Annotated in this window: 13 protein-coding genes; 2 read left to right on the top strand and 11 right to left on the bottom strand. The window is 70.0% G+C overall.

What is annotated here, in order from left to right; all coding sequences use genetic code 11:
- Positions 1-61 precede the first annotated feature (61 nt).
- On the top strand, positions 62-1,375 hold the full coding sequence (locus AFR_RS01960; RefSeq protein WP_023357614.1) for a D-arabinono-1,4-lactone oxidase: 1,314 nt from the start codon (positions 62-64) through the stop codon (positions 1,373-1,375).
- A 33-nt stretch (positions 1,376-1,408) separates the two neighbouring features.
- Here AFR_RS01960 and topA read toward each other — a convergent pair whose 3' ends face one another.
- From topA to AFR_RS01930, 6 genes are all read right to left on the bottom strand, one after another.
- Complete coding sequence (gene topA / locus AFR_RS01955) at positions 1,409-4,225, bottom strand: type I DNA topoisomerase (protein ID WP_041841686.1); 2,817 nt, start codon at positions 4,223-4,225, stop codon at positions 1,409-1,411.
- Between the two features lie 198 nt (positions 4,226-4,423).
- Positions 4,424-5,212 carry a hypothetical protein gene (locus AFR_RS01950; protein WP_023357612.1) on the bottom strand — a complete coding sequence of 263 codons (789 nt, stop codon included), beginning with the start codon at positions 5,210-5,212 and terminating at the stop codon, positions 4,424-4,426.
- A 44-nt stretch (positions 5,213-5,256) separates the two neighbouring features.
- Entirely contained in the window at positions 5,257-5,787 is a 531-nt protein-coding gene (locus AFR_RS01945) for a hypothetical protein (RefSeq protein ID WP_023357611.1), read from the bottom strand.
- Between the two features lie 75 nt (positions 5,788-5,862).
- A complete protein-coding gene (locus AFR_RS01940) occupies positions 5,863-8,229 on the bottom strand; it encodes a sodium-translocating pyrophosphatase (RefSeq protein WP_041840523.1) in 2,367 nt (788 codons plus the stop codon).
- A 326-nt stretch (positions 8,230-8,555) separates the two neighbouring features.
- On the bottom strand, positions 8,556-8,996 hold the full coding sequence (locus tag AFR_RS01935; RefSeq protein ID WP_041840522.1) for an ATP-binding protein: 441 nt from the start codon (positions 8,994-8,996) through the stop codon (positions 8,556-8,558).
- Positions 8,993-9,364, bottom strand: coding sequence for an STAS domain-containing protein (locus AFR_RS01930; RefSeq protein WP_023357608.1), 372 nt, complete (start codon positions 9,362-9,364; stop codon positions 8,993-8,995). The genes AFR_RS01935 and AFR_RS01930 overlap by 4 nt, the downstream gene beginning before the upstream one ends.
- A 133-nt stretch (positions 9,365-9,497) precedes the next feature.
- Here AFR_RS01930 and AFR_RS01925 point away from each other — a divergent pair, with 133 nt between their 5' ends.
- Complete coding sequence (locus AFR_RS01925; protein ID WP_023357607.1) at positions 9,498-11,873, top strand: DEAD/DEAH box helicase; 2,376 nt, start codon at positions 9,498-9,500, stop codon at positions 11,871-11,873.
- Here AFR_RS01925 and AFR_RS01920 read toward each other — a convergent pair.
- The 5 genes from AFR_RS01920 to AFR_RS01900 all read right to left on the bottom strand — a co-directional run bounded on the left by AFR_RS01920 (position 11,847) and on the right by AFR_RS01900 (position 14,537).
- Complete coding sequence (locus AFR_RS01920; RefSeq protein WP_238547223.1) at positions 11,847-12,191, bottom strand: Rv3654c family TadE-like protein; 345 nt, start codon at positions 12,189-12,191, stop codon at positions 11,847-11,849. The two genes, AFR_RS01925 and AFR_RS01920, sit on opposite strands and share 27 nt — an antisense overlap.
- 98 nt (positions 12,192-12,289) lie before the next feature.
- A complete protein-coding gene (locus AFR_RS01915) occupies positions 12,290-12,673 on the bottom strand; it encodes a TadE family protein (RefSeq protein ID WP_023357605.1) in 384 nt (127 codons plus the stop codon).
- A complete protein-coding gene (locus tag AFR_RS01910) occupies positions 12,670-12,846 on the bottom strand; it encodes a DUF4244 domain-containing protein (protein ID WP_084298317.1) in 177 nt (58 codons plus the stop codon). Before AFR_RS01910 ends, AFR_RS01915 begins: the two co-directional genes overlap by 4 nt.
- Before the next feature lie 41 nt (positions 12,847-12,887).
- Entirely contained in the window at positions 12,888-13,535 is a 648-nt protein-coding gene (locus tag AFR_RS01905) for a type II secretion system F family protein (RefSeq protein WP_023357603.1), read from the bottom strand.
- A 324-nt stretch (positions 13,536-13,859) separates the two neighbouring features.
- On the bottom strand, positions 13,860-14,537 hold the full coding sequence (locus AFR_RS01900) for a hypothetical protein (protein WP_193786349.1): 678 nt from the start codon (positions 14,535-14,537) through the stop codon (positions 13,860-13,862).
- Between the last annotated feature and the right edge of the window lie 95 nt (positions 14,538-14,632).

Raw genomic sequence — 14,632 nt, 5'->3', positions numbered from 1 at the left:
GGGGACACGCGGCATTCCCGGTTTTGTGCGACTGTCCGCTCGTCGGGAGGACATAGCCGGAATGACCAGTGACAATTCACCCCCCGTAGCCGCGCGTCACTGGCGCAACTGGGGTGGCAACCAGAATTCGGTCGCCGTCGAAGTGTTGACCCCTGGCAGCGTCGACGAGGTGGCGGCCCTCGTCAAGGAGGCGTCCGCCACCGGACACAAGGTGAAAACCGTCGGTAGTGGGCATTCGTTCACCGCCATCGCCGTCGCCGACGATCACCGGATGTTGCTGCACCGGCTCGGTGAGCTGGTGTCCATCGCCGGAAACCTGGTGACGGTGCAGGCCGGGATGCCCCTGTACCGGCTGAACAAACTCCTGGCGGAGAACAACCTGGCGATGCCCAATCTGGGCGATATCGACCAGCAGACCGTCGCCGGCGCGATCTCCACCGGTACGCACGGCAGCGGCCAGTCCCACTCGACGCTGGCCTCGTGCGTCGAGTCGGTCACCGTCGTCACGGGCGCCGGTGTGGTTCGGAAGATCGACTCCACCGACCCGCTCTTCCCGGCGGCACGGCTCGGCATCGGCGCGCTCGGCGTCCTGGTCGAAGTCACTCTCCGGTGTGTCGAGGCGTTCACCCTGCTCGCCGACGAACGGCCGCTGCCGCTGGTCGAGGTGCTGGCCGGGCTGGACGAGCAGATCGCGACCAACGACCACCTCGAGTTCTACTGGTACCCGTACACGGACCGGGCGCAGCTCAAGCGCAACAACAAGGTGCCGGTGTCGGACCGGCCGCTGCCCCGCTTCCGCGGCTGGCTCGACGACGAGTTGCTGGCCAACACCGTCTTCCAGGGCGTCTGCCGCCTGGGCCGCGTGCTTCCGGCTGCCGTGCCGACGATCAGCGCGGTCGCCGCCCGCGCCCTGACGGCCCGGACCTACACGGACCGGTCCGACCGCGTCTTCTGTACGCCCCGACGGGTCCACTTCACCGAGATGGAGTACGAGATCCCCCGCGAGTGCCTGTCCGAGGCGCTGTCCGCCCTGCCCCGGATCATCGAGAAGCTCCCGTTCAAGGTGCAGTTCCCGGTCGAGGTGCGCTTCACCGGGCCGGACGACGTGTGGCTGTCGCACGGCTACGGCCGCGACTCCGCCTACATCGCCGTGCACCAGTTCTCCGGCAGCCCGTACGAGCCGTACTTCCGGGCGTTCGAGGCGGTCTGCGAACCCCTCGGCGGCCGGCCGCACTGGGGCAAGATGCACTACCGGGACGCCGATTCGCTGCGGAAGGCGTACCCGAAGTTCGACAACTTCCTGGCCGCCCGGGACGAACTGGACCCCGGCCGGGTCTTCTCGAACGCCTACCTCAACCGGGTCCTGGGAGCCTGAGGAAAGTTATCCACAGGCTCGTCCACAGGGCTGTTACTCGGCGTTGGCGGTGGCCTTTGCGGGTGCGGCCTTCTTCGCTGCGGCTTTTTTGGCGGCGGGGGCGGCGTTGGTGGCCTTTTTGGCCGGGGTCGCCTTCTTGGCCGGCGCCTTCTTGGCTGCGGTCTTCTTCGCCGGGGCGTCGGCCGCTGCCTTCTTGGCCGGGGCCTTCTTGGCGGCGGCCTTCTTCTTGGGGGCCGGGCCCTTGGCGCGCTTCTCGGCGAGCATCTCGGACGCCTGCTCGATGGTCAGCTCCTCGGGCGTCTGACCGCGGCGCAGCGAGGCGTTGAACTCGCCGTCCGTCACGTACGGGCCGAAGCGGCCTTCCTTGATGACCATCGGCTTCTCGGTGGCCGGGTCGACGCCCATCTCCCGCAGCGGCGGTGCCGCCGCCTTGCGCTGACGGGTCTTCGGGGCCGCCAGCAGGGCGAGTGCCTCGTCCAGCGTGACCGTGAAGAGCTTGTCCTCGTTCTCCAGCGAGCGGAAGTCGTTGCCGCGCTTCACGTACGGGCCGTAACGCCCGTTGGCCGCGACGATCTCCTCACCCGCCGGGTCCTTGCCGACCGCCCGCGGGAGCTCCAGCAGCCGCAGCGCCTGCTCGAGGGTGAGCGTGTCCGGCGTCTGCGTCTTGAACAGCGAGGACTTCTTCTCACCGCTCGAGACGTACGGACCGAAGCGGCCGGACTTGAGCACGACCGGCTCGCCCGTCGCCGGGTCGTCGCCGAGGCTGCGCTCGCCGCCACCGCCGAGGTACAGCTCGGTGACCTTCTCGACCGTCAGCTCGTCGGGTGCGAGGCCCTCCGGGATCGAGACCCGGTCCTCCGGCGCCTCCACATCGGCGTCCGGCAGCGCCCGCTGCAGGTACGGCCCGAAACGACCGACCCGGACCACGACGTTACGACCGTCGTCGTCCTTGAAGAGCGGGATCGAGTTGATCGCGCGGGCGTCGATGTTCGTGAGGTTCTCGGTGACCATCTTCTTCAGGCCGCCGGCCTTGGCGATCGAGTCGTCCGCGCCGAGGTCGCTGCCGAAGTAGAAGGAGGTGAGGAAGTCCAGCGCGGCGTGGTCGCCACCGGCGATGTCGTCGAGCTGGGTCTCCATCGCGGCGGTGAAGTTGTAGTCGACCAGCCGCGGGTAGTGCCCCTCGAGCAGGCCGATGACCGCAAAGGCGATGAACGACGGGATGAGCGCCTGACCGCGCTTCTCCACGTACCCGCGGTCCTGGATCGTCCGCATGATCGACTCGTACGTCGACGGGCGGCCGATGCCGAGCTCTTCCAAGGCCTTGACCAGCGAGGCCTCGGTGTAGCGGGCGGGCGGCGAGGTGTGGTGACCGACCGCGTTGAGCTCCTCGGCCGTCAGCGCCTGGTCCTTGACGAGGTTCGGCAGGCGACGCTCGGCGTCCTCGGCCTCGGCGTTCTCGTCGTCGGAGGACTCCACGTACGCCCGCAGGAAGCCGGGGTCGGTGATCGTCTTGCCGCTGGCGCCGAAGTCGACCTCTTCGCCCGCGGTGGAGATCGCGCGGATCCGCACCGAGACGGAGTTGCCGACGGCGTCGGTCATCTGCGACGCGACCGTCCGGCGCCAGATCAGCTCGTAGAGCTTGAACTCGTCGGTGGAGAGCTCGTTGGCAACCTCGCCGGGGGTGCGGAAGTTGTCACCCGCGGGACGGATCGCCTCGTGCGCCTCCTGCGCGTTCTTCACCTTGCCGGTGTACCGGCGGGGCTGCGGCGGCACGTTGTTCGCGCCGTACAGCTCGGCGATCTGGCGGCGGGCGGCGGTGATCGCGGTCTCGGACAGGTTCACCGAGTCCGTACGCATGTAGGTGATGTAGCCGTTCTCGTACAGCCGCTGGGCCGTCCGCATGGTCTGCGACGAGGAGAACCGCATCTTGCGGGCGGCTTCCTGCTGCAGCGTCGAGGTGATGAACGGCGCGTACGGCTTGCGCCTGTACGGCTTCTCCTCGACCCGGGTGACGGTGAACGGGCGGTCCTCGAGACGCGCCGCGAGCCCACGGGCCCCGTCGCCGTCGAGGTGGACCACGCCGGCACCGGGCTTGACCTTGCCCGTCGTCGGCTCGAAGTCACGGCCGGTCGCGATGCGGTCGCCGTCCAGCGCGACCAGGGTGGCGCTGAACGAACGGGTGCCCTCGACCTTGCCGGTCACCGCGAGCTGGGCGTTGATGTCCCAGTACTCCGCCGACCGGAACGCCATCCGCTGCCGCTCACGCTCGACCACGATCCGTGTCGCCACGGACTGGACGCGCCCGGCGGACAGGCGGGGCATCACCTTCTTCCACAGGACGGGGCTGACCTCGTACCCGTAGAGGCGGTCCAGGATACGCCGGGCCTCCTGCGCGTCGACCAGGTCGCGGTCGATCTCGCGCGGGTTGGCCACCGCGGCCTGGATGGCCGACTTGGTGATCTCGTGGAAGACCATCCGCTTGATCGGGACCTTGGGCTTGATCGTCTCGACCAGGTGCCAGGCGATGGCCTCGCCCTCGCGGTCCTCATCCGTCGCGAGCAGGATCTCGTCGACTTCCTTGGCCAGCTTGGTCAGCTTGGCGATCTGCTGCTTGCGGTCCTGGGAGACGACGTAGAGCGCGTGGAAGCCGTTGTCGACGTCGACACCGAGCCTCGCCCACGACTCGCCCTTGTACTTCGCGGGCACGTCGGCGGCGTTGCGCGGCAGGTCACGGACATGCCCGAAGGAGGCCTCGACAAAATAGTCGGGCCCCAGGTAGCCGGCGATCGTCTTGGCCTTCGACGGGGACTCGACGATGACCAGACGGGTCGTCCTGGCTTTCTCCGGCACGGGCACTCCCACACTTCTCGCTCATTCGGCGGTCCGTCGCGGACGACGGACACGCGGACGTTCAACGTAACGCGCCGGACGAGCACACATTCCCCGGGCATGGGGAAGTCGGATGGTAACGGTCCGGCCACCGCATGCGTCCGACGGCGACACCGTACACCGGGAACATGGCGTCGTGTCGTACACAATCGGGGAAGGTCATGCAGCTGCGCTGCCCGGCCACAACCTTTCGGGTGCTGCTGACGGCCGTTCGCCGACCAGCTCGGCGAGCCGTGCGAGACGTCTCCGACCTGCGATGACGTACGCCGGACCCTCCTGGATCGTGCCGGCGAGCCCGGCCCGGGTCAGCGCGGCGTCGGCGGTCTTGTCAAGAATCCCGTCGGGATCCAGACCGAGCGCGTATCCCTGGGGCCGCGGCGCGCCCGCCGCGGCGACCCACAGCCGGAGCCGCGGCCCGCTGAGGAAGAGCTTGTCGGCGGCCGGCGGCCAGGCGCGGGCCAGCCCGTTCAACCTGCTGCTGTACGCGGTCCGCACCTCGAACGCGACTGTCGCAGCGGCAGCCTTCTCCTCTTTATCTACAGGCGCTGTTTCGAGCGGCTGATCCTGGTCCTCGTCCGGCGCCAGCGTCTGCTCGAACGGCTCCGCCGTGAGCTCCGCCACCTGCTCCTCCACGGGCTCGGCCGCGACCGGCGCCCAGTTGACGACCAGGCCCCGCGACACGAGCTCCTCGACCAGCACGTGGACACGCCAGGCCGCGTCGACCCGGACCGAGACTCTGGCCGTACCGCCCATCCGGCCGAGGCGGCCGGGACCCGCCAGCAGACCGGCAAGATCGGCGAGGGAGGGATCCGCGGCCTCGACCCCGAAGATCGACAGCTGGCGACCGGCCGGGACGGAGGTGATCGTCCGCCGCCGGCCCCGCTGGGCGGGCTGAACCGGCGCGGGCAGAACCTCGCGCGGAATCAGCGGCCACCCGGGATCGGTCATGGTCAGCGGCGCTCCATCATCGGCGCGAAATCATCGGCGCGGAGTCATCGGCATTCGGGGGCCTCGTCGAACGCCTTCTTGAGCTCTTCGGAGTCCAGTCGGCTGGTGTCCAGTTCGCTCTCTTTGTACTCGGTGTTCAGGGTCGCCACGACCGCTTGCACCTTCGAGTAGAAATCTTTCGACGGGCTGGTCGCGAGGCCTTCGACACCGGTCCTGGCCCGGCCGTACGCGTCACGCATCGCACTGAGCGAGGTGGTGAAGCTGTCGGCGACCTCTTTACCCTCGTCGACGTCGGGCACGCCCGCCTTCTGGACGCCGGCGCGGGCCTTCTCGCTCGCCGACTCGGCGCCTCCGAAGAGCCGCATCAGGTTTTCCTTCGCCTGTGCCGGCGTCGTCTCGGCCGTCATCTGCTGCTGGGTACGCGTCGTCAGGGTGCCTATCTCGCTCCGCCACGGCGACAGCACCGTGCAGACCGAGGCGGCCCACGCGCGGGGTGCGGGACCGCCGGCGCAACCACCCAGTGTCACGACGAACGAGAGAACGATGAGTAAGGGTGCGGAGCGGGCCGTGCGCATGGGTTGCAGACTACGGCCAACACACGGAAGAGGGCACCCGGCGAGTGCCGGGTGCCCTCCGTACGTCGATCTTGATCAGGCGCTGATGCGTTCCGACGGCGTCTCCGTCGTCGGTGCGTCCTCGCCCATGGAGATGGGCTTGCTCTTGATCCACACGACCGCACCCGCGACGATCAGCGCGGAGACGACCGCGAGGATGATCCGGACCGGGGTGTTGGCGTCCTTGCCGATGCTCAGCGAGACCACGGCCGGTGCGATCAGCAACGACACGAGGTTCATGACCTTGAGCAGCGGGTTGATGGCCGGACCGGCGGTGTCCTTGAAGGGGTCACCCACCGTGTCGCCGATGATGGTCGCTTCGTGCGCCTCGGAGCCCTTGCCCCCGTGAGCGCCGTCCTCGACCAGCTTCTTGGCGTTGTCCCACGCGCCACCGGAGTTGGCCAGGAAGACGGCCATCAGGGTGCCCGCACCGATCGCACCGGCGAGGAACGAGGCCAGCGCGCCGGCGCCCAGGCCGAAGCCCACCGCGATCGGCGCCAGGATGGCGAGCAGACCCGGGGTGAGCAGCTCACGCTGGGCGTCCCGCGTGCAGATGTCGACAACCTTGCCGTACTCGGGGCGCTGGGTGCGCTCCATGATGCCGGGGAACTCGCGGAACTGGCGGCGAACCTCCATCACGACCGCACCCGCGGACCGCGAGACGGCGTTGATGGCCAGACCGGAGAAGAGGAACACCACCGCCGCGCCGATCAGCAGACCCACCAGGTTGCGCGGGTTGCTGATGTTCAGCAGGTTGAGGATCTCGGTGCCGATCCGGTCGGGCGAGATGCCCGCCTCCGCCAGCGAGGACTGCAGGGTGTTCGTGTACGAACCGAACAGCGCCGTCGCGGCGAGAACGGCCGTGGCGATCGCGATGCCCTTGGTGATCGCCTTGGTGGTGTTGCCGACCGCGTCGAGCTCGGTCAGGATCTGCGCGCCCTTCTCGTCGACGTCACCGGACATCTCGGCGATGCCCTGCGCGTTGTCGGAGATCGGGCCGAACGTGTCCATCGCGACGATGACGCCGACGGTGGTCAGCAGGCCGGTGCCGGCCAGCGCCACCGCGAACAGCGACAGCGTGATCGACGTGCCGCCGAGCAGGTACGCGCCGAAGACGCCGGCGCCGATCAGCAGCGCCGAGTAGACGGCCGACTCGAGGCCGACGCTGATGCCGGCGAGCACCACAGTGGCCGCGCCGGTCTGCGACGACTTGCCGATGTCCTGCACCGGGCGCTTCTCGGTCTCGGTGAAGTAACCGGTCAGCGCCTGGATCGCGGCGGCCAGCACGATGCCGATGACCACGGCGCCGATCGCGACCCAGCGCGGGTTGGCGCCGCTGGCGATCACGTCGGCGTCGATCGCAGCGTCCGTGCCGAAGCCGGCGAAGGTCGACGGCAGGTAGATGAAGCTGATGATCGCCACGATGACCGCGGACAGCACGGCCGAGATGTAGAACGCCCGGTTGATGGCCGTCAGGCCGTTCTTGTCCGAGGCCCGCAGACGCGTGATGAACACACCGACGATCGCGATGACCACACCGACCGTCGAGACGATCAGCGGGAAGATCAGGCCGTCCTGACCGAACGCGGCCTGGCCCAGGATCAGGGCCGCGACCAGCGTGACCGCATACGACTCGAAGAGGTCGGCGGCCATGCCGGCACAGTCGCCGACGTTGTCGCCCACGTTGTCGGCGATGGTCGCGGGGTTCCGCGCGTCATCCTCCGGGATGCCCTGCTCGACCTTGCCGACCAGGTCCGCACCGACGTCGGCGGCCTTGGTGAAGATGCCGCCGCCGACCCGCATGAACATGGCGAGCAGCGCGGCGCCGAAGCCGAAGCCCTCGAGCACGGTCGGGGCGTCGCTGCGGTAGATGAGCACGACCAGCGCGCCACCGAAGAGGCCGAGGCCCACGGTGAGGAAGCCGACCACACCACCGGTGCGGAAGGCGATGCCCATGGCCTTCTCACGACCACCGGACTCGCCGGCCGCCGCGGCGACCCGCAGGTTGGCGCGGGTGGCGAGGGCCATGCCCGCACCACCGATGAACGAGCTGAAGACCGCACCGACGATGAAGAACAGCGACCGGCCGACCTTCACCGCCGTCTCGCTGTCGGTGTCGTGCACCGGCAGGAGGAACAGCAGTACGACCGCGATCACCACGAAGATGGCGAGAGTCTTGAACTGCCGGAACAGGTACGCGGACGCGCCTTCCTGCACCGCCCCCGCGATTTCTTGCATGTTGGTCGTGCCGCGACCGGCAGCGAGCACCGATTTGACGAAAACAGCAGCGAAGGCCAGAGCCACCAGCGCGAAGACGATCGCGACGATGACAAACGTGACGTTGTCACTGCTGAGGGACACCCCGCCGCTTTCCGCGGCGAGGGTTATGGAGGTCCCGGACATCAATGTCCTCCTGTACACCGACAACACCCGGACAGCGGACGAGACCTCCGGGCGCACTCCCTGCTCGAGGAGACGACAACCAGGTCCCACGGACGCGGGACCAGGGAGCAGTAGCTGATTACCGGCGTACTGTAACGGCCAGACGTGGCAATGGTCACACCTGGATCCGGCCGTGTCGTGGTGATGTTTACCGCTGTGTTAGCGGTTGGCGCCCGATTCGTTCAAGGCTTAGGCTCCGGGGTCCCCTTCGGAGTTTCCCGGCCTTTGCGCCGAGCGGCGGCTTTTATGCGCTGAGCGGCGATTCGTCCGCCTGAAGCGGCGCGGTGTCAGTGCCGGCTGACGGGCCAGACCATGCGGACCTCGGTCCCGGCGCCCTCTTCGACCGGACGAACCTGCAGATCGTCCACAAAACCGGCGAGCAGGGCGAAGCCGACACCGGTGGTCAGCGCCTCGTCGGTGAGCGACTCGTCGGCCAGCTCATCCGGCGGCAGCTTGGTGAGACCGACGCTCGCCTCGATCGGCGCACGGTCGATCACCCGCACCGTGTACGCGTCGGAGTCGGACATCTCGACCATGACCAGGTCGGGCAGGCCGTACTGGCGATGCAGGGCGACCGCACGGGTGCAGGCCTCACCGATCGCGAGCCGGACCTCGTCGAGCAGCTCCTCGGCGACTCCCGCCCGCCGGGCCACCGCGACGCCGACCAGCCGGGCGGTGCGGACATGCACCGGCGCCGGGGAGAACGAGAGCCGGACCGTCGCCATCACGCCGTCGGGGGGTTGTCGACGCCATCTCCGGCCGACGTCGAGATGGCCGCCTCGACGGAGGGGAAGATCGGGAACACCTGGTCGAGCGCGGTGATCCGGAAGATCTTGAGCAGTGGTTCCTTCGAACAGACCAGGCCGAAGGTGCCGTTGGCGGCGCGCAGCCTCTTCAGGGCGCCGACCAGCACACCGAGACCGGTGGAGTCGAGAAAGTCGACACGAGCGAGATCCACGACGATGTTGCGCGAACCGCCGTCGACCAGCTCGACCAGGCGTTCACGCAGGCGCGGCGCGGTGTAGACATCGACCTCTCCGCCGACGTCGAGCACCGTGTGCTCGCCGACGGTCCGGGTGGTCAGCGACAGCTCCATCGGTCCTCCTCCCTAACAGGGCAAGCCTTCAGGCAGCCGATCTCCACGACGAATCTAACCACCGTCGGTCCGGGAGCGACGCGTCGGCACCTCCGTCGTACCCGTTTGAGGTTCAGGCCATACCGGTGTCACAGTGCAGGACGTGACCACGACCGTCCCGGACATTCCGGCCGCCCGCGGCGCATCACCCCGGTTCGGACCTGCAGAACTCCTCGATCGGCTACGCCATCGCACGAGCGATTCCCCCGTCACCCACGTCGAGCGGATCGCCGCCCGTGCCGGGCGGACGACGTCGTGGCCCGGCTGGCTGGCCCGCCCGCTGATCTCCGCGTACGAGGACAGGGGCATCTCGGCGCCGTGGGAGCACCAGGCGTCGGCGGCGACACTCGCCCACGACGGAACGCATGTGGTGCTGGCCACGGACACGGCGTCGGGCAAGTCGATGGCGTACCAGATGCCCGCGCTGACCACCTTGCTGGACGACCCGCGTGCGACGGTGTTGTATCTCTCGCCGACCAAGGCGCTGGCCGCCGATCAGCTGCGCGCCCTGACCCGCCTGGGACTCGACGGGATCCGGCCGGCCACATACGACGGTGACACTCCCCGCGAGGAACGTGAGTGGATCCGCCAGCACTCTCGTTTTGTCCTGACGAACCCTGACATGCTGCACCACGCCCTCCTGCCGGGCCACGCCCGCTGGGGTGCTTTTCTCCGTCGCCTCTCGTACGTCGTGATCGACGAGTGCCACAGCTACCGCGGCGTGTTCGGCTCCCACGTGGCCCACGTCCTGCGCCGCCTGCGCCGGGTGGCGGCCCGTTACGGCAGCTCGCCGACGTTCATCCTGGCCTCGGCAACCTCGGGTGATCCGGCGGACGCGGCATCCCGCCTGACCGGCCTTCCGGTGGAGGCCGTGACCGAGGACGCCTCCCCTCGCGGGGCAGTGACCTTCGCGCTGTGGGAGCCGCCGTTGCTGCCCCCGTCCCTCGACGACCTCAACATCGAGATGCCTCCCGTACGCCGCTCGGCGCTGTCCGAGACGGCTGACCTCCTGACCAACGCGGTCGTGGCGGGCACCCGCACCCTGGCCTTCATCCGCTCCCGCCGCGGCGCGGAGGTTGTCGCCTCGATGGCCAGTCGCGGCCTGCACGAGGCGGTGCCGGGGCTCGGCGATCGTGTCGCGGCGTACCGGGCCGGCTATCTGAAGGAGGACCGCCGGGCCATCGAACGAGCCCTCCTCTCCGGTGAGCTGCTCGCCCTGGCGTCGACCAACGCCCTCGAACTCGGCGTCGACCTCGTCGGCCTCGACGCGGTCCTGATCTGCGGCTACCCCGGCACACGGGCGTCGCTGTGGCAGCAGGCGGGCCGGGCCGGCCGCGCTGGTGGTGAGGCGCTGGCTGTGCTGATCGCCCGTGACGATCCGCTGGACACGTACCTGGTGCACCACCCCGAGGCGCTCTTCGGCCGCCCGGTCGAGGCAACGGTCCTGGACCCGTCCAACCCCTACGTGCTCGGCCCTCAGCTCTGCTGCGCGGCGTCCGAGGCGCCACTGACGAAGGCCGACCTTTTGCTGTTCGGTGGCACACCGGCGTTGGAGGCGGTCGAGGCGCTGACCGCTTCCGGCGCCCTGCGCCGCCGCCCGTCCGGCTGGTACTGGACCCACCGCGGCCGCCCCGAGGTCGACCTCCGCGGCACCGGCGGCGGCCCGGTCTCGGTGGTCGAGTCGTCCACCGGCCGCCTGCTCGGCACGGTCGACCAGGGCTCGTCCCACGTCATGCTCCACACCGGCGCGGTCCACCTCCACCAGGGCACCTCTTATCTGGTCGACAACCTTGATCTCGACGACGCGGTGGCCCTGGTCCACGCGGCCGAGCCGGACTGGTCGACCCACGCCCGCGACGTGACGGACCTGGCGGTCGTGTCGGTCCGCGAATACGTGGATGCGGGCCCGGTGGGCCTCTTCCTGGGCGAGGTCGACGTGACCAACCAGGTCGTCTCCTACCAGCGCCGCCGCCTCAGCACGGGCGAGGTCATCGACACCCGCCCCCTCGACCTCCCACCCCGTGACCTGCGTACGGTCGCCGTCTGGTTCACCATCTCCCCGCGCCTCCTGGACGCGTCCGGCGTCGAACCGCCGGACATCCCGGGCGCCCTCCACGCGGCCGAACACGCGGCGATCGGCCTCCTGCCCCTGATGGCAACCTGCGACCGCTGGGACATCGGCGGCCTCTCCACGGCGAACCACCCCGACACCGAAGCCCCGACCGTCTTCGTCTACGACGGCCACCCCGGCGGCGCCGGTTTTGCCGAACGCGCCTACGCCACCGCCACCGCCTGGCTGTCAGCAACCCGCGAAGCGATCGCCTCGTGCGGCTGCGAAACGGGCTGCCCCTCCTGCGTCCAGTCCCCGAAATGCGGCAACGGCAACAACCCCCTCGACAAGAAAGGCGCCGTCTCGGTCCTCGACGCGGTACTGGCCGCCCTGTCAGATCGGCCCCGCACGAGCAACTGACGTCGCCCGCCGTGTCAGCAAGGGCAGCGGCGTCACCGTCACCTCGACGGCGACCACGATGTCCAGCCCCTGAAGCCGGCAGGCCGTCATCCGGCCACCGTTGGCCCCGACGAGCTCGGCCGCTCTCGCGCAGGCGGCTGCGACGCCTTCGATGGTCCGGGTCGCGCCGGCCAGAGCCCCGAGATCAGCCGCGGTCCGGGCCTCGTGCCGGCCCACTCGGGCCGCACCGACCGCCGCCCCGGCAAGCCCGGCCGCGACCAGCACCAACCCGACCGCCAGCACAAAAATCGACGCCGCCCCCCGATCACCCCGAACCACCCGCCGTCCGCTCCCCCACTTTTGCTGGACTGCGATCCGCAAGGGCGGTGACAGGGACCGTGGCCGGATCACCAACCGCCGGCGTGCCGGGTGGCCGCTCATCCGGTTCCCGTTCCGTCAGGCTCGAGGGAGGCGACGGCGGTGGCTCGGACGGTGATTGCCGAGAGGAAGCCTCCGAGGATCGGGACCGGGGCGCGGACAGTCACGGTCACTGTTTCCTGTCCTTCGGAGACTGCGACCGCTGCGCCGGAGGGTGCGATCCGCAGAGCGTCCTGGTCGCCTGCACCACCGCGGGCAGCGATCAAGGCTCCCTCCCGGGCCGCGTCGACACATTGGATCTTCGCGGTCACCGCGCCGACCGCGGTGAGGCCGGCGAAGAGCAGAAGCATGAGCGCCGGGAGCCCGGCCGCCAGTTCGGCGGTGAACGCACCGCGGTCGCTGGTGAGCCTGCGCAGCCGGCCGGGCCACCGGCGCCCGGTCACTTCAGGGCCTCGTTGATGACTCCCGTCAGAGCCGCCTGCACGCTCGGGCTGCTGACGACCTTGTAGAGCACCCCGGCGAAGGCAACCGCGGCGAGCGTGCCGACGGCGTACTCGGCGGTGTTCATGCCTTCGTCGTCGTGCAGGCCGGCGAAGCGGGCAGTGAGAGCGCGGATGGTGAATCTGTGCACAGAAAACTCCTTCTTGTCGCGTGGTGTCACAGGACGTCGCCGAGCACGGCGACCACGACCGGCACGAGGCCGGCGAGCACAAAAGCGGGCAGGAAGCACAGCCCGAGCGGCAGGACGATGAGAACCCCGGCGCGCTGCGCGGCAGCATCGGTGACCACGGCACGGTCACCACGCAGGTCGTCGGCGATGCGGGTCAACGCCCGGCCGAGTGCACCGCCACTCGCGCTGGAACGCAGGGCCGCCGCGACCAGGCGTTCAGCGCCGTCGACGCCGGACATGTGCAGCCAGGCGTCCGGCGGGTCGGCGCCGAGCCGGAGTGATCGGCCGACCCGGTCGAGGCGCTCCCCCAGCGGTCCGCCGAGAGCTTCCGCAACCGCGCAGATCGCCCGGTCGACGGGCGCGCCCGCCCGTAACGCGGCAGCGAGCAGATCGGCGCCGATGGGCAGGTCGGCGATCGCCCGCAACCGCGCGGCTCGAATGTCGGCCGGCTCCCGGCTCGCCAGGAAACGGTCGACACCGAACCCGACGGCCACCCCGGCCAGCGCTCCCCACCAGTGCCCGATGAACACGGTGACCCCGAGGCCGACGGCCAGATCCATGCCCAGCCGCAAGGCCCTGCCGTCCTTGGTCGTGGACGTTCTGTCCAGCCGGGCCAACCGCCGCGCGGCCTTCACGGGGTCACCTTGCCGAGGAGCGCAGCCTCGGCGGGCAACTCCCGCCGAGGGCAGAAGGGCGGTTCCTCGGTTCGGGGCGCCTTCGCGGCGAAGAGGATCGCCGCCGCACAGCAAGGCTGGAAAGGCACCTGCACCGGCCCACCGGGCCGAAGCAGTGCCGCCACACCGCAGGTGGGCTCGCTCATCGCGCCAGCCCACGAGCCGGCCGAAACAAGAACGCACCGCATCTCGGTGCCGGTCCGGTCGTGACCAGACGAGCGCCGCACCAAGGTTCGATCATCAAAACCACTCCGTTCGCAAACAGAAAGACGCACCGGCGACCGCTCACCGCACCGCCCCCGCGCCGACGCGGTCCGGAGCCACGGTGAGACCGATCGGGGCGGCGGTGGGGCGGTCCGGGCCGGTGGTGAGGCGGTCGGCCCAGAGCAGGCCGGCGACCTGCAGCACCACCGCCCCCGCGGCACATGCGGCACCGAGCGGCGTATGCAGTAGGACCTGCAGCGGATCAACCCCGACGCTGTAGCCGAGACCGATCCCGCCGAGCGGCAACGCCGCCAGCAGCACCGCGGTGGCCTGGGCGCCGGCGGCCTGGGCTGCGGCTGCGGCCCGGGAGCGTTCGGCGGCGCGGGCGTCGGCCTCGATGCGCTCGACCAGGTCCGCGGCCGGCGCGCCCGTGGACTCCGCCAGCCGCCAGACCGCCGCGGTCAGGTCGGCCAGGCGCTGATCCGAGGGCTGCGCGGCCAGAGATGTCTGCGGCGCGAGCCCTGCACGCAGGTCGGCCGCCAGCGCGTTGAGGTCGTCGAGGCCCCGGGACCGTGCCGCCGTCACGCGTCGCCGCACCGACCGCCGCACCGCAGCGCGCATCCCGAGGACGCTGTAGGCCGCGAGGACAAAACTTGCCACCGGCCCACCGGCGAGCAACCCGACCGTCGCCCCCGAGAGACCCGCAGCGGCCACCGCGCGGCGTGGCTGCCGGTCGACGAGTGCACGCAGCTGCCTCAAGTCCACATTCGGCAGAGCTGCACGCCGCACCGGTTGCTCGGCCCGCAGCCGACGCAACACGGGTCGAGCCGGCCAGGCCGCCACCGCTGCGGCAA

The organism is Amorphoplanes friuliensis DSM 7358 (assembly GCF_000494755.1).
GTDB classification, from domain to species: domain Bacteria; phylum Actinomycetota; class Actinomycetes; order Mycobacteriales; family Micromonosporaceae; genus Actinoplanes; species Actinoplanes friuliensis.
Note: the sequence above shows the minus strand (reverse complement) of the source record. Positions and strands in the feature narration are given on the sequence as shown.